The 22,855-nt window shown below is 54.0% G+C and carries 21 protein-coding genes; 8 read left to right on the top strand and 13 right to left on the bottom strand.

Annotated elements, in window-relative coordinates; all coding sequences use genetic code 11:
• Positions 1 to 16 precede the first annotated feature (16 nt).
• The 8 genes from F552_RS0116955 to F552_RS19720 all read left to right on the top strand — a co-directional run bounded on the left by F552_RS0116955 (position 17) and on the right by F552_RS19720 (position 9,162).
• Positions 17 to 967: a polysaccharide deacetylase family protein gene (locus F552_RS0116955; protein ID WP_026182849.1), complete on the top strand. Its 951-nt coding sequence runs from the start codon at positions 17 to 19 to the stop codon at positions 965 to 967.
• Positions 964 to 1,932, top strand: a complete 969-nt coding sequence (locus F552_RS0116950; RefSeq protein ID WP_033375953.1) for a polysaccharide deacetylase family protein — start codon at positions 964 to 966, stop codon at positions 1,930 to 1,932. The genes F552_RS0116955 and F552_RS0116950 overlap by 4 nt, the downstream gene beginning before the upstream one ends.
• 5 nt (positions 1,933 to 1,937) lie before the next feature.
• Complete coding sequence (locus F552_RS0116945; protein ID WP_033375951.1) at positions 1,938 to 3,251, top strand: glycosyltransferase family 4 protein; 1,314 nt, start codon at positions 1,938 to 1,940, stop codon at positions 3,249 to 3,251.
• Positions 3,248 to 4,333 (top strand): CgeB family protein, encoded by a 1,086-nt coding sequence (locus F552_RS0116940; protein ID WP_018152962.1) that lies wholly within the window; start codon positions 3,248 to 3,250, stop codon positions 4,331 to 4,333. The genes F552_RS0116945 and F552_RS0116940 overlap by 4 nt, the downstream gene beginning before the upstream one ends.
• Positions 4,334 to 4,347: 14 nt before the next feature.
• Complete coding sequence (locus F552_RS0116935) at positions 4,348 to 5,823, top strand: glycosyltransferase (RefSeq protein ID WP_018152961.1); 1,476 nt, start codon at positions 4,348 to 4,350, stop codon at positions 5,821 to 5,823.
• Positions 5,810 to 6,580, top strand: coding sequence for an SDR family NAD(P)-dependent oxidoreductase (locus F552_RS0116930; protein ID WP_018152960.1), 771 nt, complete (start codon positions 5,810 to 5,812; stop codon positions 6,578 to 6,580). Before F552_RS0116935 ends, F552_RS0116930 begins: the two co-directional genes overlap by 14 nt.
• A gap of 133 nt (positions 6,581 to 6,713) precedes the next feature.
• Positions 6,714 to 8,090: an LTA synthase family protein gene (locus tag F552_RS0116925; RefSeq protein WP_211208306.1), complete on the top strand. Its 1,377-nt coding sequence runs from the start codon at positions 6,714 to 6,716 to the stop codon at positions 8,088 to 8,090.
• 199 nt (positions 8,091 to 8,289) lie between these two features.
• A complete protein-coding gene (locus F552_RS19720; protein WP_018152958.1) occupies positions 8,290 to 9,162 on the top strand; it encodes a metal-dependent hydrolase in 873 nt (290 codons plus the stop codon).
• 86 nt (positions 9,163 to 9,248) lie between these two features.
• Here F552_RS19720 and cysC read toward each other — a convergent pair whose 3' ends face one another.
• The 13 genes from cysC to F552_RS19715 all read right to left on the bottom strand — a co-directional run bounded on the left by cysC (position 9,249) and on the right by F552_RS19715 (position 22,687).
• Positions 9,249 to 9,908 (bottom strand): adenylyl-sulfate kinase, encoded by a 660-nt coding sequence (gene cysC, locus F552_RS20415; RefSeq protein ID WP_083917542.1) that lies wholly within the window; start codon positions 9,906 to 9,908, stop codon positions 9,249 to 9,251.
• Between the two features lie 27 nt (positions 9,909 to 9,935).
• Positions 9,936 to 10,889, bottom strand: coding sequence for a hypothetical protein (locus F552_RS20600; RefSeq protein WP_018152956.1), 954 nt, complete (start codon positions 10,887 to 10,889; stop codon positions 9,936 to 9,938).
• A gap of 324 nt (positions 10,890 to 11,213) precedes the next feature.
• On the bottom strand, positions 11,214 to 11,927 hold the full coding sequence (locus F552_RS0116900) for an ABC transporter permease (RefSeq protein ID WP_018152955.1): 714 nt from the start codon (positions 11,925 to 11,927) through the stop codon (positions 11,214 to 11,216).
• 1 nt (position 11,928) lies between these two features.
• The gene (locus F552_RS0116895) at positions 11,929 to 12,615 is read right to left on the bottom strand and encodes an ABC transporter permease (RefSeq protein ID WP_018152954.1); all 687 of its coding nucleotides are present in this window, start codon (positions 12,613 to 12,615) and stop codon (positions 11,929 to 11,931) included.
• Between the two features lie 92 nt (positions 12,616 to 12,707).
• Positions 12,708 to 13,490, bottom strand: a complete 783-nt coding sequence (locus F552_RS0116890) for a transporter substrate-binding domain-containing protein (protein ID WP_026182847.1) — start codon at positions 13,488 to 13,490, stop codon at positions 12,708 to 12,710.
• 65 nt (positions 13,491 to 13,555) lie between these two features.
• Positions 13,556 to 14,674, bottom strand: a complete 1,119-nt coding sequence (locus F552_RS0116885; protein WP_018152952.1) for a succinylglutamate desuccinylase/aspartoacylase family protein — start codon at positions 14,672 to 14,674, stop codon at positions 13,556 to 13,558.
• A gap of 289 nt (positions 14,675 to 14,963) precedes the next feature.
• Positions 14,964 to 16,169, bottom strand: a complete 1,206-nt coding sequence (gene pcaF / locus F552_RS0116880; RefSeq protein WP_018152951.1) for a 3-oxoadipyl-CoA thiolase — start codon at positions 16,167 to 16,169, stop codon at positions 14,964 to 14,966.
• 8 nt (positions 16,170 to 16,177) lie between these two features.
• Positions 16,178 to 16,825: a 3-oxoacid CoA-transferase subunit B gene (locus F552_RS0116875; protein WP_018152950.1), complete on the bottom strand. Its 648-nt coding sequence runs from the start codon at positions 16,823 to 16,825 to the stop codon at positions 16,178 to 16,180.
• A gap of 8 nt (positions 16,826 to 16,833) precedes the next feature.
• Positions 16,834 to 17,520: a 3-oxoacid CoA-transferase subunit A gene (locus F552_RS0116870; protein ID WP_018152949.1), complete on the bottom strand. Its 687-nt coding sequence runs from the start codon at positions 17,518 to 17,520 to the stop codon at positions 16,834 to 16,836.
• A 22-nt stretch (positions 17,521 to 17,542) separates the two neighbouring features.
• Positions 17,543 to 18,310: an ATP-binding cassette domain-containing protein gene (locus tag F552_RS0116865; protein ID WP_018152948.1), complete on the bottom strand. Its 768-nt coding sequence runs from the start codon at positions 18,308 to 18,310 to the stop codon at positions 17,543 to 17,545.
• Between the two features lie 85 nt (positions 18,311 to 18,395).
• Positions 18,396 to 19,715 (bottom strand): acetyl ornithine aminotransferase family protein, encoded by a 1,320-nt coding sequence (locus F552_RS0116860; protein ID WP_018152947.1) that lies wholly within the window; start codon positions 19,713 to 19,715, stop codon positions 18,396 to 18,398.
• 67 nt (positions 19,716 to 19,782) lie between these two features.
• Entirely contained in the window at positions 19,783 to 21,357 is a 1,575-nt protein-coding gene (locus tag F552_RS0116855) for an aldehyde dehydrogenase family protein (RefSeq protein ID WP_018152946.1), read from the bottom strand.
• Position 21,358: 1 nt separating this feature from the next.
• Complete coding sequence (locus F552_RS19715) at positions 21,359 to 22,687, bottom strand: aminotransferase family protein (RefSeq protein ID WP_051078338.1); 1,329 nt, start codon at positions 22,685 to 22,687, stop codon at positions 21,359 to 21,361.
• Between the last annotated feature and the right edge of the window lie 168 nt (positions 22,688 to 22,855).

Here is a 22,855-nt window from a genome sequence, read left to right as displayed (position 1 = left end):
CTAGGATTTTTTTGGTTTGAAGAATAAATATGCACTCCTCACGGTTGATACTGAGGCATTGCCTAGTCGGGCAACTGATGATTATGTCAAACGTTTAATGTGGGGCGAGTTTTCTCTTGGAAGTGCTGGAGTGCGCGAGTTAGTTACTATTGGCACCGAATTCAATATTAAGCATGTGTTCTTTGTTGATTTTTGTGGGGTGTATGATCGCATTGAGGAAGTCGCCAGTGTTGTACGCTGGCTTGGAAAGAATGATCAGGATGTGCAACTCCATGCCCATCCTGAAGTACTACCAGCCGAGTTTTGGTTGACTCATGGTTATTCTTTTTATACAGAATATTTTGGTAATTCAGCAGATATTGAAAGAACAGCATTTTTTTTAAAATATTTTGGAAATGTGATTAGTGCAATCACGGGCAAGCCAGTGACGTCGTTTCGGGCGGGTTCATTTCGCTGGAATGGCGCAACAATTGCTGCCATGGCTAAGTCTGGATTTTTGCTCTCATTCAATAATTCAATGCGTGCCTTTACTAATAAGCGCAGTCCTTTTGCTCTGCCGAGCAATTCGCCTTATATATGGTCAAACGGCATTATTGAGGTACCGGTAAGCGAGCATTTTTTGCCTGCTGTTGAAGGTAAACCTGAAAAATGGGTTAGCTTGACTTACCCGGAGTCAGCCTATTTTCGTTATGCAGATTACCGTGGTAACGCGATAGACAGGCTGTTGGGTCGCATGCCTGATTATGCCGTATTCCTGTTGCACTCTTGGTCCATGCTGCATAGGGATGAAAACGGCCATGCATATTATAAAGATGACCAGCGGCTAGAGGGCTATCGCAAGCTGCTGGCAAAAGTAAGCAAGGATTATGATGTGATTACAACCCGTGAATTTCTCGATTTGCATGCGAGGGGGAAAATCAAGACCTGTCAAACAGTGGATATTGCACAGGCAGAATGGCCAGCATGAAACAACGCTATGCAATGATTACCATCGATACCGAAGCGTTACCGAAGCGCGCGGCAGCGGACCATGTTACCCGCTTGATGTGGGGGAAACATGCTAACGGTACAGCGGGCATTGGCGAGATGTGCGCTATTGGGGATGAGTTTAGTATCAAGCAGGTATTTTTTGTTGACCAGTGCGGTGCCTATGATCATCTGGATGAAACTACTGAGGTTGTGCGCTGGCTGGATGAGGCAGGACAGGATGTGCAGCTGCACACGCATCCGGAATATCTGCCGGATAGTTTCTGGGCGGGGCATGGGCTGGAAAATCGCCCTTCTTACATGAATCAATATGCGGACGACGGTCGGGCAGATTTTGTGATCCGGCATTTTGCCGGCTTGATCCAGCAAGTGACGGGTAAGCCGCTATTGGCGCACAGGGCCGGGTCTTTTCGTTGGAATGCGAGTGCTATCCGTGCCTTGAAGACTGCCGGGATCCCGCTGTCTTTCAATAATTCGATGTGCGCGGTGCATGCAGGGCAGTGCGGCTTTAGCGTACCTACCAACTTGCCGTTCTGCTGGTCTAACGGGGTGATTGAAATCCCGATGACGGAGAAGAAGATTTTGCCCAAGGTGGGTAAACCAGAGTGGTGGGCACGATTAACGTATCCCGAATCCAGCTATTTCCGCTTCCGCCCCTGGTGGGGCAAGTTATTGCTGGATACCTTGAGCGGCAGCCCCGGGTTTGCCGTGTTTCTGCTGCATTCGTGGTCATTGCTGCATTGGGATGAGCACGGCCATGCCATGTACAAGGATGACGAACGGCTGGAAGGGTATCGCAAACTGTTGGCGCGGCTGAGCAAAGACTACGATGTGATAACCAGCGCCGATTTCCTGGATTTGCAAGCGCGTGGACGTATCCAGTTGGCTACGACGGTTGATTTGGCACTCGCGGAGCTGAGTGCGACAGGCGGCATCGGGGGGTGAGGGTGGTGACCAGGTTTCTGTATTCCTTGTTTGGCGAGCCGTGGCTGGCCTTTAGCCGCGTACTGACTGTGAAACTGCTGGACTGGCGCCTGCGGCGTCCGGCGCCGCGCACCCCGATGCAGGCTACGGCGGGCAGCATACTGTATGTGCCGGCCAGTGCCTTGCCTTACCACATCAGTGGCTATACCACGCGTACACATGAGGTAATTCGTGCTTTGCGTGCCGCCGGGGCGACGGTGCATGTACTGACCAGGCCAGGCTACCCCTGGGACCGCAAGGACCGTCTGCGTGATGCGTCGGGTTGCTGTACCGAGAGGGATGATGTGTCGTATCAGCATGCTGCGGCGCCTCTGAATAACCGTCCCGTGCTGCAGTATGCACTACAGGCGTCGAAAGTGATTGCCGAGTTTGCCTTGAAACACCGTGTTGCGGTTATCCATGCAGCCTCCAATCATGTGAATGCTTTGCCTGCACTGCTAGCAGCACGCCGGTTGGGGCTTCCTTTTCAGTATGAAATGCGTGGTTTGTGGGAGCTGAGCCGCATCTCGCGTACACCCGCGTATGAGGGGTCTCAGGCGTATTTACAAGGCTTGCAGCTTGAGGGTTTGGTGGCTTGTCATGCAGATCGGCTATTTGTGATTTCAGAGCAACTGGGCAAGTTTGCACAGGAAAACTGGGGGGTTGACCCTGCACGCATGGCATTGCTGCCCAACTGTGTTGATCCGCAGCGGTTTCGGCCAAGTGATACGGATAAAGTGGTCCCATACACGCTGGCGTATGCCGGGTCTTTGCTGGGTTATGAGGGGCTGGATACCTTGATTGATGCGGTTGCGCTTGTGCTGCGTGCTGGTTGTCCAGTTAGCCTGGAGATAATGGGGGATGGCGAGGTACGTGGGCAGCTGGAGGCCCAGGTGCAGCGGTTGGGTTTGACGCAGCAGGTTCGCTTTTTGGGCAAGCTGCCGCCAGAAGCCAGTCGTAAGCGTCTGGAGCAGTGCGCTGTAGTTTGCATTCCTCGTAAGCCTTTCAAAGTGTGCCAGATTGTTACCCCAATCAAGCTGGTCGAAGCGCTTGCTATCGGCAAACCGGTTATCGTACCGGATTTACCTGTGTTCCGTGACGAGATGGGGCACCATCCGGCTGGCTGGTTTTTTCGGGCCGGAGACGCAGAAGACCTGGCCCGGGTTATTTTGTCTGCATTTTCTGACCCTGCTGCGCTAAGAGACCTAGGGAACTTGGCGCGTGATAATGCGCTGAAACGACGATGTTGGCATGAATTTGTGGCAAGTCTATTGCCAGTAAAACAAGGTGAAGAAGCATGATTGGCAGCGCTATACGTAAACTGGGTTCTTGGGTGTATGCGTTCCCGCAGTTGACTGAGGATGTGGCACAGCCAGGCCGATATGGTCAGTTAAAAATTGCGTTGGTGACAGACTATTTTACAGCGGACTGTTTGTCTGCCGAATGTCGGGTTCGTGTGATGACGCCGTCCAATTTCCGTACGGTGCTGGATGAGTGGCAACCGGATCTGGTGTTTGTAGAGTCTACTTTTCATGGCGTGAGCGGGGAGTGGCGCTATGAATTGGCCAGGCAATCGAAGCTGATGCGGCTAAGTCAGCCCAAAGCAATTTTTCATTTGATCGAATACGCCAAAAACAAAGGTATTCCCACGGTATTCTGGAACAAGGATGATGGGGCATTTTTTGAGGCGTTTATCGATGTAGCCAAGGCATTTGATTTTGTTTTTACAACTGACCAAGCGTGCATTTTGCGTTATCGGCAGCAATTACCTGCGCATGTACCGGTAGATACGCTGGCCATGCCATATCAGCCGGCTTTTCATCAGTTTACCGGCTTTAATTTCACTCGGAACGAGGTGTGTTTTACCGGTAGTTATTACCGGAGAATCCTCAATGAGCGACGCCGATTTCTGGATATGGTATTTGATACTTGTGCAGCAGCAGATGTATGGCTGAATGTGTTTGACAGGAATCATCATCGCTTGTCGCGCCATTTTGAGTTCCGCTTTCCTAAAAGTACGCGCCTGCGTTTGCATTCTAGTGTGGCGCATCGTGATACCGCCCAAGTGTACAAGACGCATACGATGTCGCTGAATGTCAATTCGGTGACAGATTCCGATACCATGTGCTCGCGGCGCTTGCTGGAGATTCTGGCCTGTGGCGGTATTGCGGTGACTAACCCTGGCCTTGCGGTAGAAAAGCACTTTGGCGATTTTTGCCATGTTATCCGTAATCACGCCGAAGCACTGGAACTATTTTCCCGCTTGCGGCACGGTCCGTCCCCCATTGATCTGGAACGTGCGGCAGCCGGTGCTGCGTATGTAAAGCAGCATCACACATGGTCCCATCGGCTGGAACAAATTTGTGCCGCCGTTAACATTTAGCACTTTAGGCTGAAATGCTCTTATTCATTTCTTATTTGTCTCAAGGGGTATTCCTTGTTGTCGTCGCGTATTTTGCTGTCTACGTGTTGCTGGAGCTGCGTGTCCTGCTGATTTCTAGAAAAGTCGAAAAGCGCCAGCTCACTGAGATATCAATGGCCTCAGTGGATGTTGCCAGCAATGTTTTACCTCGAGTCAGTGTATTGTTGCCAATTTGCAATGAAGCGGATGTTGTCGAGCGTTTAATAGATGCGGCCTGCCGGTTGCGGTATCCGGCGGGCTTGCTGGAAATACTGGTACTGGATGATTCCAGCGATACAACGTCCATCCTTGCCGATGCCAAGGTCGCGGCTTATGCCCGTGAGAGGGGCAATATTCGTCTGATCCGGCGGCAGAATCGGGAAGGATATAAGGCTGGCAATCTGGTCCATGGCATTCAGCAAGCCACCGGAGATTTTTATGCCATTTTTGATGCGGATTTTGTGCCGCCGGCAGATTTCCTGCTGAAAACCATTCCATGCTTTGCTGATTCGAGTCTGGGTTTTCTTCAGACCGGTATTGGTTATGAAAACAGCGATGTATCTTTCCTGACACGCTTTCAGGCCATGGAAATGGGACATCAGCAATATGTCACTGTTGGTCTTTGCGAGGATGGTGACATGGCTTCGCTCAGTGGTAGTTCGTGTGTATGGCGTAAAACCTGTGTCGAACAACTGGGGGGCTGGAATGCATCAACCATTACCGAAGATGTGGATCTGGGGTATCGGGCCCAGTTAGAAAAGTGGAAGTATGCCTATCTGCGTACAGTGATTTCCATGTCGGTCCTGCCAGAAACCATCAGTGCATTCCGTATTCAGCGAGAGCGATGGGGGCGCGGTCTGATTCATAGCGCGTTCAAGCATGTACGGCAGATGTTCAGGCAGGAAATGCCGCTGCTAAAGCGCCTGCATGCTATCTCGATGATGTTTTCTGCTGCGTTGCTGGCTTCAATTTATGTCCTCATTGTGCTGAGTTTACCTTTGAGTTATCTGGTGCATGTAGAAGGTGCTGGCTTGCATTGGCTGATGCTGGTGTTCTCGGTGCTGGTTGCTGTGTGGGCGCTGGATAATGTCTTTGCGGCGCAAAAAAGTGCCAGTATCAAGCGCAGGCGGCGTATTTGGCATACTTTTTGGGATACTTATCGTTATGTAGCCATGTTTTTACCCATGGCTTGGTATTATTTTGTGGGTGGCGTGCGTGCGCTTTTAGGCGTCTACGATGAGTTCAATCGAACACCAAAAGGCAAAACGGCTTACCGTGCAGCAATGCCGGCCATCAATACGGTATTACTGGCTGGGGAGGCTATTACGTTCTGTTATTCATTACTGGCAATAGCTGTTGCTACATGGAAAAAGAACTATTTGTTTATTCCATTTAACATCAATGCATGCCTGGGTTTTGCAATGGTTCTTTACTGGTCTTGGCAAGAAAGGCTGCGGCATGAAGAAGACTGACCGTTCACATCGTACCATTTTGATTACCGGAGCGACGAGTGCGATCGGATCTGCCTTGGCTCAGGAGTATGCGCAAGCAGGAGTGATGCTGCATCTGCAGGGGCGTAACGGTGTCAAGCTAGCCGAGGTTGCTGATCGCTGTCGCTTACAAGGTGCGCAGGTTGCTACGCGGCAATTGGATGTTAGGGATTTTCCGGCTCTGGGAGAATGGTTGCAATCTCTGGATGCGCTGGATCTTGCCATTATCAATGCCGGAGTCAATACGCATATCGGTCCTGGCAGTGAGCCGGAGCCATGGGATGCAGTCGAGGTGTTGCTGGAAGTAAATTTGAAGGCTGCCATGTTTACTGCACAGGCTGTAATACCTGCCATGCGCCGCCGAGGGGTTGGGCAAATTGCATTTCTGAGTTCGCTAGCGGGTTATTTTGGCCTGCCGGTAACGCCAGCGTATTCTGCCAGCAAGGCCGGGGTGAAGGCCTATGGAGAAGCCTTGCGTGGCTGGCTGGCGCCAGATGGGATATTCGTCAATGTAATCATGCCGGGCTATGTAAAGTCTCCCATGTGCGATGCCATGCCGGGCCCTAAACCATTTTTGTGGACGCCACAGCGTGCGGCACGCACTATCCGACTTGGTTTACGGCGTAATCAGGCGCGTATCAGTTTTCCTTTTCCCTTGAATCTTGGATCGTGGTTTCTGGCTGTGCTGCCTGCTGGGTTGTCGTCCAGGATTGTACGGATGGTGGGTTATGGTCATTGAAGCATCTCTTGGGGGGGTGATTGCCGCTGCTTTCACATTGTTGCTGGCATCCTTTGCTATTGAGCAGCTACTTGTACCGCGTCCGACACTACTTAGGCCCTGGCCTGCTTATGGTCTGCATGCAGGGTTGATCATGTTGGCACAGGCACTACTTGTATTGTTGCTGGGTCGTCCATGGTTTGCTGCTGCAGCTGTTGCGGCGTTTATTCTGCTGCTGGTGCAGGTGAATAATGCCAAGATGCACTCATTGCGCGAAGCTTTTGTGTTTCAGGACTATGAATACTTTACCGATGCCATTTTGCACCCACGACTTTATATTCCGTTTCTGGGCTGGTGGAAGTTTCTTGCCGCCGTTGTTGGTTTCGCTCTGGCGGTTGTGGTAGGTCTGTATGGGGAGGATGTGCCCGCACATCGTTTTGACTGGCATGGACAGTTGGGGGGTGTTGCATTGCTGCTGCTAAGCAGTATGCTGTTGTTGTGGCTGGGCAAGCGTCAGCACCTGCCGGTAAGTTTGCAGCCTGAGCAGGATATTTTTGCCCTTGGATTTCTTGCCTGTTTGTGGCGTTACGCCGAGGCTGAGCGAGTACCACCACAAGCCTCTTCGCCATTCAGTAAGCTTGAGCAACCAACGGGCAATACCGTGTTGCCCCATTTGGTTGCAGTACAAAGCGAGTCTTTTTTTGATGCTCGACGGTTATTTTCTGGTATACGGGCGGATGTCTTGCAGGCATATGACCTCCTTAAGCAGGATGCGGCCTCACATGGTGCCTTGCAAGTACCTGCCTGGGGGGCCAATACAGTGCGCTCTGAATTTGCTTTTCTGAGTGGTATTGAGGCTGAGCAATTGGGTGTGCATCGCTTCAATCCCTATCGAACAGTTGCTGCTGGCTGGGGTGTGGCATCGCTAGCCAGTTACCTGAAGCAGCTGGGGTATCGTACGGTATGTATTCACCCTTATCCAGCCAGTTTTTATCGTCGTGATCGTGTGTATCCGCGTTTTGGCTTTGATGAGTTCCTGGATATCCGCCATTTTGACGAATCCATGCGCGCTGGCCCTTATACCGGGGATATGGCAGTTGCGGACAGAATTGCAGCCATTTTAGGTGAGGCTAAGCAGCCTGTGTTCATATTTGCGATTACCATGGAAAACCATGGACCATTGCATCTTGAGCAGCAAACCGAGGCTGATATTTCTGCCTTATATCATGCAGCGCCACCTGCCGGGTGTGAGGACCTTACCATTTATCTACGCCATTTACGCAATGCAGACCGCATGATCCACTCTCTCCGGCAAACATTGGCGCAATGTCCGCAACCGGCCAGCCTCTGCTGGTATGGAGACCATGTTCCTATCATGCCTGCCGTGTATCAGGTTTTCGGTGTGCCAGACGGGGCGGTAGAGTATGTGTTGTGGGCAAATCGTACTGTGCAGTGTCAAAAAGTGGAAGCAGAAGGGAAAACAGCCCAATCGCTTGCGCGGGACTGGCTGCAAATGCTTGGATTGGCCTAATGAAGCGATTTGTTTTGAGCGGGTCGTTAGTTATTGAGTTCGCATTTCCCAACTGATTCAGCGGATCATGTTGTTGATAGTGTGAGATGGATGGCTCAGCATGATATATGTTGAGTGTAGGTAAAATATCCATTTGAAAACGTGTTTAAAGCCAGCTGATAAACTGGGCTGCTTGTTAATTTTTGAATGCCAATTGCATATGAAGAAATCGTTTGTTGACATCGTAAAGCGTCGTGTAGATCTTAAGTTTGACGCAGGGCATGCGCTTGGCTGGCTTCCAGGAGAAGGTATTGTCGAGATATTTCTGAATGCTATCTCTTTTTACTTTCCATCAGGAGAGAAGTTCTTTATCGATTCTGTTTCTCATTATAAGCACAAAATCCATGATCCTGTTTTGAAGGATCAGGTACATCGGTTTATTTATCAAGAAGCGATGCATACCAGTGTACATAATCGTTGCAACAAAGTACTACTTGAAATATATCCAAATGGAACTAAATTGGATCGTATTGGGACATTTGTTCTAAATAAATTCAGGTTTTTTTTACCACGCTCATTTCAACTGGCCATTAGCTGCGCTATAGAGCATTACACTGCCATATTGGCTGACAGTTTGTTCCATTATCTTGATTACATCATCGAGAGAGCTCAACCCGAGTTTACGAAACTCTGGGCGTGGCATGCAGTAGAAGAAACTGAACACAAAGCGGTGTGTTTTGATGTATATAGTCATCATGTTGGCCGTGGCTTTTTTGCATATCTAATGCGCGTCATTGCGATGCTGCTGGTGACCTTTTTGGGCACGATTGTTGTGGCCACAGGCGTTATCTTGATTAAGCGTGGTCGCACTGTATCGCCGGCTCCTCTCTCTCATAGCGTTGAACCCGCCCCCAATGTAAAGCCAAATACGGTTTCATTAGTGAAGTCATTGATTCCTTGGCGGCTGTGGCTAGACTATTTTAGGCCATCATTTCATCCGTGGGATCACGATAACAGCCACTATATTGAACTCTGGAAGCAGCGTTTTCCGGGTTTTGGCATTGTTTCTAGCTTGCGGGTTGATGAGAAGTAGACAACTATCTGCGGTCGTTGGCTTTTAGTTCACAATCGAAGGATTTTGATTGTTCCAAGGTTTGGCATATAGGGTCTAAAATCAGCTTATGTGCTTTCCTGACTTCTGACTTTAGGTGAAATTAAAGGTACTGCGTTTTTTACATATCTCAAAAGGCGCTCAAGACTTTGCTCAACACTTTCAGTATTAGTATGTAGTACCAGGTCAGGCGAAAGCGGCTCCTCATAAGGGGCATTGACTCCTGTAAAGTTTGATAGAGTCCCTTCCCTTGATTTACGGTAAAGTCCTTTAGGGTCACGTGTTTCGCATGTCTGTAGGTCTGCGGCAACATAAATTTCATGAAAGCTTGTTTGTTGCGCTGCCTGCCTTGCCAAAAGGCGATGGTGACGATATGGTGAAATAAATGAGGTAATGCAGACCAGTCCAGCATCAGCAAACAGTGCTGCTACCTCGCCTACACGGCGTATATTCTCAGCCCGATCTGTAGGCGAAAAGCCAAGATTAGCATTTAGCCCATGTCGTATATTGTCACCATCTAGCGTGTAACAAGCATAGCCTTGTGCCAGCAGATGCGCTTCCAGGCCCATTGCTAGGGTTGATTTACCAGAGGCAGAAAGACCTGTTAGCCAAATAACTGCGCCAGAATGGCCATAGCGGCGTTGTCTATCATCGTAGCTTACATTGTGGTTTACCTGAGTAAGGTCAGACAGTAGACGGGTTTCAGTATCAGAACTTGGCGTCAACATTTCCATTTCCTTATAAAACTGAGCTTATCAGTATGGAAGCAGACTGTATAACACTGGTTGCTGAATGATTGTCGATCCTGGTATATTAATTTTTTTTAAAACATTACCTGATTTTTTATCTATCTCTAATATATGAGAAGGAGGCGTTTGGAGTTCTTCATTTAAACGATCCTGAAATTGGCTACAACCTACAAACACCTTGGTATCTGTGACATATAATCCACGACACCAGAATTTATCCGTTTCATTGACATGACTCGATAGATCAATTGTGCGATAACCTTCGCGTTGAAAGTCTTCGATTTTACTGATATTTGAGTAGAGGCGTAATTTGTAAGCCGAGGTTTCTGTAATCCAGAACTCATCATTCCAAAACACTCCATCATGAGGACGATCGAGGTTCTCAATTACAAACCGGCCTGTCTCTAGGTGAAGTACGGCACCTTTGCCACTGGCATTTAGATTACCCAAGGTCAAAAAGGTTTGACCAAAAGCCATTGATATGTGATTGAAATGACATAGATCTGGCGCATTTGGATTACGGACTTTTACAAGATCAAGTACGCGATCAGATGTTTCCCACAAGAACTTTCTACCAAGAAATCGACCATCAAGAGAAATTTCATCAAGCGAATCCATAAATGAATTTGCTAAAAGCAAAATATTACGAGAAGTATCGAAGTGAAGGGCATGAAGATCTGCATTTGCTGCTTTGCCTAATAGCCATTCTGGTTGCTGTAGTTGCCAAATTTCAAAAAAATTAAATTTATCAGCAGAGTTTTCAACCCTGTATGCTTTGACAGAAAATGAGTTACAGACATAAATGCACCCATCATGGATGACACCACCACGAAAGCCTCGCCTGCTGAATGGAAAAGATTCTTGCGTTGGATACTCTTGTTGATCGCCACTAATTAAGTTAACCAGAATAAACCCTTGGGTATTTTTAACGCGCGAATCAACGGGAAGGATTATTCGCATTTTAAAGTCATTCTAAAAATACTTTAATAAAATAAATTCTATTTGCTATAAAGTTTTAAAACTTGACTCTGAACATAATAAGATTATTGGAGTCAGTATCAAAATTATGCCACTGTTTCTGAAATTTATCCTTAAACAAATTTTGCATTTTAGGTTACAAGTTGTTGAGTGTATCACCAGGGTCAAATAATCATGTGTGTATCGCAGCTCACGCAAGCGATGGTGATGAAAAAAAAGGGACAGAAGGCGCTGACAGCCAACTGTCCCTCTGAGGAGATCACAGCCAAAAGTAAATAACGTCTTTCCGGATCACTACCTGCCGGATCAGTGTTTGCGCGGTTTCAGATGCGCCAGCCAGCGGCGCTCTGCCAGCTTGAACAAGCCCAGCACGGCAAACGTCAGTACCAGATAGATCAGTCCGGTAAAAATGAAGGCCTCGAACGGGGCGTAGTAGCGGGCATACACGGCCCGGCCCACGCCGGTCAGGTCTACCAGTGTCACGGCACTGGCAATGGCAGAGCCTTGCAGCATCAGGATTACTTCGTTGCTGTAGGACTGCAGGATGCGGCGCATGGCGGCAGGCAGAATGACAAAGCGCATGCGGGTGATCCACGACATGCCCATGGCCTTGGCAGCCTCGATTTCACCGGTCGAGGTGTTCTTGATGGCGCCGGAGATGATCTCGGTGGTGTAGGCGCAGGTATTGAGGGTAAATGCAAAGCAGGCGCAGAAGTAGGGTTCACGGAACAGCAGCCAGAAGCTGTTGCCGGCGTTCCACTGGTCTTGCATCCATTTGAACTGGCCAAAGCCGTAATAGGTAACCAGCAGCTGGACCAGCATGGGCGTGCTGCGGAAGAAATAGGTATACCCGCCGATCAGCTGGGTCAGGTAAGGGACATTGACCGCACGGATGATGCCCAAGGGCAGGGCAAAGATCATGCCGAACAGCAGTGCAATGCCTACCAGTTCCAGTGTGACCCATAATCCGTCCAGGAACATGGGCAGGCTGGCGAGAATGATGCCTGGCTGAAAATCCATTTTATAGGGCTCCGAAAATGACACCGGCGCTGTAACGTTTTTCCAGCTTCTTGAGCAGGACGCCCGAGGCGTACGATAACAGCATGTATAGCAGGCAGACGATCATGTAAAAGATGAACGGCTGGCGGGTAGAGCGCCCGGCCTGATCGGCCAGCCAGGTCATGTCGGTAAGACCGATCATCGACACGATGGCGGTGCTTTTCAGCAAGACCAGCCAGTTGTTCGATAGGCCCGGCAAGGCAAACCGCAGCATTTGCGGGGTGAGAATGCGGAAAAACACCCGGGTGCGTGACAGGCCATAGGCAATGCCGGCTTCGATCTGGCCTGCCGGGACGGCCATGAAGGCGCCGCGGAAGGTTTCGCCAAAGTAGGCGCCAAAGATGAATCCGATGGTCACGATACCCGCCCAGAACGGACTGAACTCGAACGGGGCCAACCCGGCCTTGACGGCCAGATGGTTGATGAGGATCTGCCCGCCAAAGAAGACCAGCAGCATCAGGACAATATCCGGAATGCCCCGGATAATGGTGGTATAGCAGGTGGCTGCCCAACGTAACGGTGCGATTGGCGACAGCTTGGCAGAAGCCGTCATCAGCCCGAAAATGATGGCACACGTTAACGACAGCAACGACAGTTGCAGTGTCAGTATTGCGCCGGTAAGGATGGAGCCTAGATAGTCATACCACATTGTGGTTTCCGTTTATGCGTGGGTGGAACAGATAGCCAGCGACGGGGCGGGTGTGATGGCCAGCCTGTGGCGATCACACCCGCAAGGCCGTATTAGCCTTTTGGCCAGATGTCGTAAGAGAAGTATTTCTTGCGGATCTTGTCGTAGGTTCCGTTTTTGTGCAGGGCTTCTACGGCAGCGTCCAGCTGTTTGCGCAGGTCTTCGTCATCCTTGCGCACGGCAATGGCAGCGCCTTCGCCAAACCATTTCGGATCCAGCAATGGCTTGCCGGCCATCTTGTAACCGGCACCGTCTTTGGATTTCAGGAAGGTGTCATGCTCGATAGACCCGAACAGCACGGCGTCCAGACGGCCGGAAGTCAGATCCATGTAAACCTGGTCCAGGGTCTGGTACGGTGTCACGGTAGCGCCGGCCGGTTTGTAGAAGGCATCGGCATAGTTCTGGAAGATGGTGGCTGACTGTACCCCGATGCGCTTGCCTTTCATGGCGGCAGGGGAATCCACGTTCATGTTGGAATCTTTGCGTACCAGGAAGAACGCTGGCGTGTTGTAGTAAGGACGTGTGAACGATACCTTCTGCTTGCGCTCTTCGGTAGATGACATGGAGGAGATGATGGTGTCAAAGCGCTGCGCCAGGAGGCCAGGAATCATGCCGTCCCAGTCCTGGATGACATAGGTACAGTTGGCTTTCAGGTACGAGCAGATCGCATCGGATAGATCTTTGTCGAAACCGACGATTTTCTTGTCTGCCGTCAGTTCATTGAACGGAGGGTAAGCGGCTTCGATCCCCACGCGGATGTTTTTCCAGTCTTTTGCATTGGCAGAGCCACTGACGACAGCCATAGCCAGTAACGATAGGGTTAACAGTTTCTTCACGACACTCTCTCCTGGTTGTTGATGAAACATAAAACGCTACATGTTGCAGTTGTGAAGCGAGTTGCTTAAGCGCTCAGCAGGTAGCCCGAGCGCTTAATTTCCATTCCGGTGACCATGGCAATGGTGCTGCCTTTGCGAACAAAGCGATTGTTCTCGCGGGAGTACAGCATGCCGCTGTTGCTGGTCTTGATCGTGACCCGCTCGCCGGTGGCCGGGTTGACCAGATCGGCGATGATGTCGCCGGGAGACAGCACGTCGCCCGGATTGGCCTTGAAGGCCAGAATGCCGCCCATCGGCGCGATGATGTCTTCTGCGCCTGCCAGTGGCGTGCTGAGTGGCGCCGGGTGCGAGCCTTGGGCCGCATGTCCTTCGATAACACCGATTTCACGGAACCAGCCCATCAGCCCGGTGGCGTCGGCACTGGCCACGTCGTCGTACACATCGGCTTGTCCGCGCAGTTCGACGGTGGTGGCAAAGCAGCCTTCCGGTAGCGGGAACTGCTGGCCATAGCGTTGCTGCAGGCGGTCCCACGGGATGTTGCAGGCCTCGTCGAAGGACTGTCCGCCGCTGTCTTCGGCCAGCAGGAGCAGCTGGGCGCCAATATGGCGGGACAGCGCAGCGGCTTTGACTTCGCCGGACGGCGTGGTGTAGAGGTGGACCACGGCTTCCAGATCGCAGTGCAGATCCAGCACGATGTCGGCATCAAACGCCAGTGACATCAGGGTATGGCGCAAGGCATCGAGCTCAGTGACCGGCGGTTTGGCATTCAGGGCCGCCTGCATGGCCTCGCGGATGATGCGCTGGTTGGCTTTGGCATCCTGCCCCAGCTTGTTCGCCAGTGCGTCCGCAATCTGGCTGTAGAGGTCCGGATAGTGGCGGTTGAAGTTCTGGCCGCTGTTGATCTCGAAACGCCCTACGCCGCCATGCAGCAAACCCTGTGACAGCCCGATCGGGTTGGCGCTGGGTACCACGATGATCTCGCCACGGATGGCGCCTTGCTGCTCAGCCTGTTGCAGCTGTTCGATCAGGTGCCAGGACACCAGCTGTCCGGGGAGTTCGTCGGCATGCAAGCCGGCCTGCACGTACACTTTCAACCCTAGTCCTGGCTGGCCGAAGTGATAGCTCGTCACCTGGCGTTGGGTGCCTGGGGTATCACTGAGCAGCGGGTGATTTTTCTGTTCCATGAACGAACTATCCTTTGCGCTACCAACGTGCAAAATGCAACAAACGGTAACTTGTAAATATCAATGGTACAGATGTTCTATTTTTTATGTAAATTTGTCAAATGGTAAATTCACAAAGAAATAAAAACAAATGTATCGGCTTAGAACACGCGGGTAATCGTTTGGTCTCGTGCCAGCACTGGCAGGGGGTAGACCGTGGCGGGTGATACTGAACAGGGGTGATTCGCGCTGGTCGGAGCGTGCTTAAGCCCCCATGCCAGCCGGAGGCCGGCATGGGGGACAAGCGGGGTTATACCCGTTCGATGATCATGGCAATGCCCTGACCCACCCCAATACACATGGTACACAGGGCGTAGCGGCCCTTGACCCGGTGCAGCTGATTGACGGCGGTGATGACCAGACGTGCCCCGCTGGCCCCCAGCGGGTGGCCAATGGCGATGGCGCCGCCATTGGGGTTTACGCGCGGGTCGTTATCCGCCAGCCCATGGTCACGCGTCACGGCCAGTGCCTGGGCGGCAAAGGCCTCGTTCAGCTCGATGACGTCCATCTGCGCCAGCGACAAGCGTGCCTTGGCCAGGACCTTGTGGATGGCGGGCGCCGGCCCAAAACCCATGAACCGTGGCGCGACCCCCGCCGTGGCAGTCGCGAGGATACGTGCCTTGGGCGTCAGCGCGTGCATTTGCAATGCCCCTTCGGAACACAGCAGCAGTGCAGCAGCCCCGTCATTGATGCCGGAGGCGTTACCGGCTGTCACGGTACCGTCCGGGCGGACTACGCCTTTGAGTTTGGCCAGCCCGGCCAGCTGGGTATCGTGGCGCGGGTGTTCGTCTTCCTGCAACACAAGCGGGTCGCCCTTGGGGCGATGGACCTGTACCGGGATTAGCTCTTCCTTGAAGAATCCGGCCCGATGGGCGGCAGCCGTCTTTTGCTGGCTGCGCAGGGCAAACAGGTCCTGGTCTTCGCGGCTGATCTGAAAACGGGCCGCGACATGCTCGGCGGTTTCCGGCATGGTATCTACCCCGAACATCTCCTTGAATGCCGGGTTGATGAAACGCCACCCCATGGTGGTGTCTTCCAGCTTCTGGCTGCGGGCAAACGGCGTGTCGGCTTTGCCCATGACGAACGGCGCGCGCGACATGCTTTCAACACCGCCGGCAATCATCAGGCTGGCGTCGCCACACTTGATCTGCCGCGCGGCGATGCTGATGGCGTCCAGGCTGGAGCCGCACAGGCGGTTGATCGTGGTGGCGGTGACGCTGTCCGGCAGACCTGCCAATAGCAGCGACATGCGGGCGACATTGCGGTTGTCTTCGCCCGCCTGGTTGGCGCAGCCGTAGACCACGTCTTCAACCTGGGTCCAGTCCACTTGCGGGTGGCGCTCCATCAGCGCCATCAGCGGCAGGGCACCCAGGTCATCTGCACGGATACCCGCCAGTGCGCCGCCATAGCGGCCAAACGGGGTACGGATGCCATCGACAATATATGCGTTTTCCATGGGGAGTCTCAGTGTGCGGGTTGGTACGTCAGGGTGACGCCGGTCAGGCGCTGCAGGTCGTCAAAGGTCAGGCCGTCGGCCAGTTCCCGGACGAGCAGTTGGCCCTGATGGATATCGATGATCGCCAGGTCGGTATACAGGCGGTCCACACAGCCGATGCCGGTCAGCGGGTACTCGCAGGTGTCGACCAGTTTGCAGTCGCCGGTCTTGGTCAGAAAATCCATCATCACATAGACTTTTTTGGCACCGATGGCCAGGTCCATGGCGCCGCCCACGGCCGGAATGGCATCCGGAGCACCGGTATGCCAGTTGGCCAGATCACCGCGCCGCGATACCTGGAAGGCCCCCAGCACGCAGATGTCCAGATGGCCACCGCGCATCATGGCAAACGAGTCGCCGTGATGAAAATAACAACCCCCCGGTTGCAGGGTAACCGGTTCTTTGCCGGCGTTGATCAGGTCCGGGTCAATGTCTGCCGGCAAGGGGGCTGGCCCCATGCCCAGAATGCCGTTTTCGCTGTGCAGGATGATTTCCCGGTCGGGCGGCAGGAAGTTGGCGACCCGGGTCGGCAAGCCGATACCCAGGTTCACATAGGCCCCTTCTGGAATATCCAGGGCCACTTTTTGGGCGATCTGATCGCGATTCCATTTGTTCATGATGTTCCTCACGCAGCAGATGCGGCTGGCTGGTGCTGGATGCGTACCAGCCGTTGCACAAAGATGCCCGGGGTGACAACGCTCTCCGGGTCCAGCTCGCCCAAGGAGACAATCTGGTTTACCTGGGCAATGGTGCAGTCTGCGGCCATGGCCATGATGGGGCCAAAGTTGCGCGCCGCCTTGCGATAGGTGAGGTTGCCCCAGCGGTCTCCCTTGTGGGCCTTGATCAGCGCAAAATCGGCCTTGATGGGGTACTCCAGCACGTAATCCTTGCCGTCGATATGACGGGTTTCTTTGCCCTCGGCCAGCAGCGTGCCAAACCCGGTCGGGGTAAAAATGGCGCCCAGCCCGGCCCCGGCAGCCTGGATGCGCACGGCCAGATTGCCCTGTGGCACCAGTTCCAGCTCGATCTGGCCAGCGCGGTACAGGCTGTCAAACACGTGCGAATCGCTTTGCCGCGGAAAAGAGCAGATGATCTTGCGCACACGGCCTGCCTTTAGCAGGGCGGCCAGCCCGATGTCGCCATTGCCGGCATTGTTGTTGACGATGGTCAGGTCACGGGCCCCCTGATGGATCAGGGCATCAATCAGCTCGGCCGGCTGGCCGGCGGTCCCGAACCCGCCAATCATCACCGTGGCCCCATCAAAAATGCCGGCGACGCTTTCTTCGAGGGTCGCGACTGTCTTGTTGATCATGTCGAATGCACCTTGCCGGAAGTTATTTCAGGGAACCGCTCAGGAACTGGCCCAGGCGTCCGCTTTTGGTTTGGGTAAACATCTCGGCTGGCGTGCCGCGGTCATCTACCACCCCTTGGTGCAGGAAGACCACTTCGGAAGACACCTCGCGGGCAAACCCCATCTCGTGGGTGACCACCAGCATGGTGCGGCCGGCCTTGGCCAGATCCTTCATCACCGCCAAGACTTCGCCGACCAGTTCCGGGTCCAGCGCTGAGGTGGGTTCATCAAACAGCAGGGCATCGGGCTGGACTGCCAGGGCACGGGCAATGGCGACCCGCTGTTGTTGCCCGCCCGACAGATGTGCCGGGTAGGCATTGGCCACCCGCGCCGGGTCCAGCTTGACCTGTTCCAGCATCTCGATGGCCATGGCGTGCGCTTCTTCCTTGCTGCGGTTTTGGACCCGCATCGGTGCCAGCATGATGTTTTCCAGCACCGTCAGGTGCGACCAGAGGTTGAAGTGCTGGAACACCATCGCCAGTTTGGTGCGCATGCGCTCCAGCTGCTTGCGGTCGGCCGACTGCTGCCCCACGTGTGACGGAACCAGACGCATCTGTTCGCCGTTAACACGGATATGGCCGGACTGCGGGTTTTCCAGCAGGTTGGTACAGCGCAGCAAGGTGCTTTTGCCAGAGCCGCTGGAGCCGATGATGCTGATCACATCGCCACGCTTGGCGGACAGGGAAATGCCTTTCAGCACCTCGTGCTGGCCGTAGCTTTTGTGGATGTCTTCAAGTTCTAGAACGTGCATGGGGATTCCTGTACCGGAGAAAAAGGTCACTGGACGGCATGGATGCCCCCTTGGCCGTGGACGGCACAAGGAGGCTGGGGTGCGATTACAGCAGTTCTTTCAGGGATTCTTCCAGAATGTGCAGCGCTTCGTCAGCGATGGCCTTGTCGACCGTCAATGGCGGCATCAGGCGCAGGGTACTGCTGCCGCAAGACAGCAGGATCAGGCCATTCTGATACGCCTGGTTCAGCAGGCGATCGATGAGTTCTTTGGCCGGTTTGCGGCTGTGGCGGTCTTCAATCAGCTCGATGCCGATCATTAGCCCCTTGCCGCGGATTTCGCCAATCACGTCCGGATGACGCGCCTGCATCTCGCGCAGTTTGCCCATCAGGTATTCGCCCATCTCGGCGGCGTTTTTCACCAGACCGTTGCGGATCAGGTTCAGGGTGGTCGATGCCGCAGCGCAGCTGATCGGGTTGCCGCCATAGGTGTTGCCGTGCGCACCGCGTTGCCATTTTTCCATGATGGCGCGTTTGGCCACCACCAGACCGATCGGCAGGCCGGAGCCCATGCCTTTGGCCATGGTGACGATGTCCGGTTTCACGCCCCAGTGTTCGCAGGCAAACATTTTGCCGGTACGGCCGGCACCAGACTGCACTTCGTCAGCAATCAGCAGGATGCCGTACTTGTCGCACAGGGCACGCAAGCCAGGCAGGAAGCTCTCTGGCGGTACCAGATAACCGCCTTCACCCTGAATCGGCTCGACCAGAATGCCGGCCACTTCGGTCGGCGGCACATTGCTCTGGAACAGCACGTTTTCGATATAGTCCAGCACGGCCTTACCCTGATCTTCACCGGCCAGCAATGGGCGGTACTGGTTTGGATACGGGACGTGCGTCACGCCGGGCATGCCCGGGAAGAACCCTTTTTGCTGGGTGTATTTGCTGGCGGTAAACATCAGCGATCCCATGGTACGGCCATGGAACCCCCCCAGAAAACCGATAAAGCGCTGACGGCCGGTGACGTAACGGGCCAGTTTCAGGGCGCCTTCCACGGCTTCGGTACCGGAGTTGCAGAAGAAAGACATGGCCGGCTCGCCAAAAGGTGCAATTTCGGCCACGATCTCGCCCAGACGTACCTGTTCTTCGTGCCAGTAGTCAGACGAAATGTGCAGGAACTTCTCGCTGGTGGACTTGATGGCGTTGACCACGTCCGGATGGCTATGGCCGGTAGAGCACACGGCAATGCCGGCGGCAAAGTCGATAAACCGGTTGCCATCCACGTCCCAGATTTCCACGTCCTTGCCGTGGCTCATCACGAACGGATAATCACGCGGGTAGGATGGAGACACCACTTGTTTGTCACGTTCGATCAGGGCCAGTGCTTTCGGGCCTGGCAAGGCGGTTTTGATGTGTTCGCTTTTCATGTGTTTCTCGCTTTTGGAGGTGGCAGGCCTTGGCGGCCTGCCTTGTCATGGTGATGAAGTATCCGGATCAGGGCGCAATATGGGTTTGTGACTGTTCACGCATGTATTGCGGCAGGTAATAGAAAGACGCAATCGCCTTGCCGGTATTGCCGGACCCTTTCCAGCCGCCAAACGGCTGGTAGCCTGGCCAGGCTCCTGTGGTGGCCCCTTGCGGCCGGTTGGCGTAGGTCACCCCGGCTTCGACGTTGTCAAAGAACCAGCTGACTTCATCGTCGCCGCCAAAGAAGCCGGCGGTCAGGCCAAAGTCACTGTCGTTCATTTGTGCCATGGCCTCGTCACGGTTGGCTACGCGGCCCAGCATCACCACCGGCAGGAACATCTCTTCTTTCCATAGCGGGTGGTCCAGCGGTGCTTCCGCCAGGGTCGGGGCGCAGAACAGCCCGTTGGCAAACTCCCCGTGTTTCAGCTGCTCGCCACCGGCCAGAACCTTGCTGCCGTGCTGGTTCAGCTGGTCGCTGTAGCGGGCATAGTTGGCATAGCCGCCACGGGTGGTCACCGGGCCGATCCAGGTTTCCTGCTGCTGCGGGCTGCCGATCTTGATGTTTGCCATCGCCGCCTTGATCTTGTCGATCAGGGCATCAGCAACCGAATCTTCAACGTAAACACGGGAGAGAGCCGAGCACTTCTGGCCAGACATGCCAAAGGCCGAGCGGATGATCCCTTGTGCGGCGACGTCCAGATTCGCTTTGGCGGTGACCATGGCGGCATTCTTGCCCCCCATTTCGGCAATGCACGGGCGAGGGACGGCACGGGCCAACTGCATTCTGGCGATATGCATGCCGACCTTGTAAGAGCCGGTAAAGGTCACGCCATCCACGTCCTTGTGGCCGGTCAGTGCGTCGCCGATCTGGCTGCCATGGCCGACCAGGTAGTTGAATACCCCGGCGGGGATGCCGGCATCGCGAATGCACTCGGCCAGCAGCACGCCGGACCACGGGGTTTCCACGGAACCCTTCAGGACCACGGTATTGCCGGTGGCCAGTGCCGCGGCAGTCGGGCCACCAGCCAGCGCAAACGGGAAGTTGAACGGCGCTACCACGGCCCAGACGCCGTAAGGCTTCATGACGCTCCGGTTATGGCTCTTGAAGTCCGGCAACGGGTCGTCCGGCAGTTTGCGGTCGTAACCCTGGTGCGACTCCATGTCTGCTGCGTACAGGTCAAAGAACTCGGCGACTTCGGCGACTTCGCCCAGGGCTTCCATACGGTTCTTGCCGACTTCATAAGAAACTGCGGCGGCAATTTCGTACAGGCGGTTTTCTACATTGCGCGCCACTTTGCGCAGCAGTTCCACCCGTACTTGCCAAGGCGTATTGCGCCAGGTTCTGGAGGCCTTTTTGGCCGCAGCCACGGCGGCGTCTACGTCCGCCGCCTGCGCCAGAGAAAAATGCCCCAGTATCCGCTGCTGGTTGGCCGGGTCGAAGGTGGTGATCTTGTCTTCCTTCATGACCGTCTTGCCGTCAATGTACAGACCATGCGGCTGTGCCAGTGCGGGTGCCAGTGCCTCAACCGCCTGGTCGAAATGCGTATGCAGTGCCAGAGGCGGTGCAAACATGGTGGAATAGGTCAGTTTAAATCCGCTCATTTCAGACAGCCTCCGGTAAACCAAAAATATGGGTTTCACAATCCTCGACCAGCTGTTCCAGCAGATCAAGTGCAACATCCAGCTGGTCCTGGGTAATGACCAGTGGCGGTGCAAGGATAATCAGGTTGCTGCGGGTGGCAAACGAGACGCCTTTGGCGCGCCCCTTGTCGACCAGATTCCGTAGCAGGGAAGAATTCACCCCCCAGGGCACCAGTGCCTCTTTGGTGGTTTTGTTGCCAATCAGCTCGATGACGGCAAAGAGGCCATCCCCGCGGATATCGCCAATGATGTCGAGGCGTTCTTTCATAGCCTGCAGGCGCTGTTTCAGATAACCGCCCAAGACGCGGGAACGCTCGATCAGGTTTTCTTCCTGATAACTCTCGACGGCTGCCAGACCGGCGGCACAGCACAGCGGGTGCCCGCCGTAGGTCAGACCGGTGTACAGCATCTGGGTATCCAGTTTCTTGCAGATGGCTTCGGACACCACCACGGCGCCTAGCGGCAGGTGTGCCCCGGTCAGGCCTTTGGCCAGCGTCATCATGTCCGGCTGGTTTTCTTCGCCAAAATGTTGCCAGGCAAACCACTGGCCGGTGCGGCCGAATCCGCTCATCACTTCATCCGCAATCAGCGGGATATTGTGCTTGCGGGTAATGGCCCGCAAGGTTTTCCAGTATTCGGGCGGGGCAATGATGCCGTTGGTGCCGGCGCTGGGTTCCATGACCACGGCGGCTACGCTGGCCGGGCTTTCCCAGTTCAGCACATCTTCAATATAAGTGGCGCAGCGGGTATGGCAACTGCCGTACTGCAGGCCCATCGGGCAGCGGTAGCAATAAGGGGGCGGTACGTGTACCACGCCGTTCATGCCCTGGGCCTGATGAATGCTGCGCGGGTCGCCGGACATGGCGCTGGTCGCTGGCGAGGCACCATGGTAAGAGCGGTAACGGGTGATGACCTTGCCGTTTGGCTTGCCACTGGCCCAGCGGGCAAACTTGACGGCATTTTCGTTGGCATCCGCGCCACCCAGGGTAAAGAATACCCGGCCATTCTTGAAACCGCTGACTTCCAGCAGTTTTTCGGCCAGGTCCGCACGGCTTTTGGCACCCCATTCAGAGGTAATGAAACAGAGTTCATCCGCCTGTTTCTTGATGGCCTCGACAATGCGCGGGTGCTGATGCCCAAGGTGGTTGGATTCCGCCAGGCTGCTCATGTCCAGATAGGTCTGGCCATGCTCGTCCTGAAACACGGCGCCCTTGCCGCTGACAATGGTCGGCGCATTCCAGTTTTGCTGCACGCACCATGTGTGCATGACGACATCTTTTTCATGAGCCACGACATCTCCCTTTCTGCGTGTGCCTTATCGTGCTTTAGTATTCATTTGTAGCCATTGGAATGATGATATAACGAATGTTTTATTTATACAAATATTATTTCAAATGTTTTATTTTGTTTCATGCGCCATGAAGCGGATCGATCAGCTTCATCCACCCATCCTCGGCGC

The sequence above is a fragment of the Leeia oryzae DSM 17879 genome (genome assembly GCF_000376945.1).
Taxonomy (GTDB): Bacteria; Pseudomonadota; Gammaproteobacteria; order Burkholderiales; family Leeiaceae; genus Leeia; species Leeia oryzae.
Note: the sequence above shows the minus strand (reverse complement) of the source record. Positions and strands in the feature narration are given on the sequence as shown.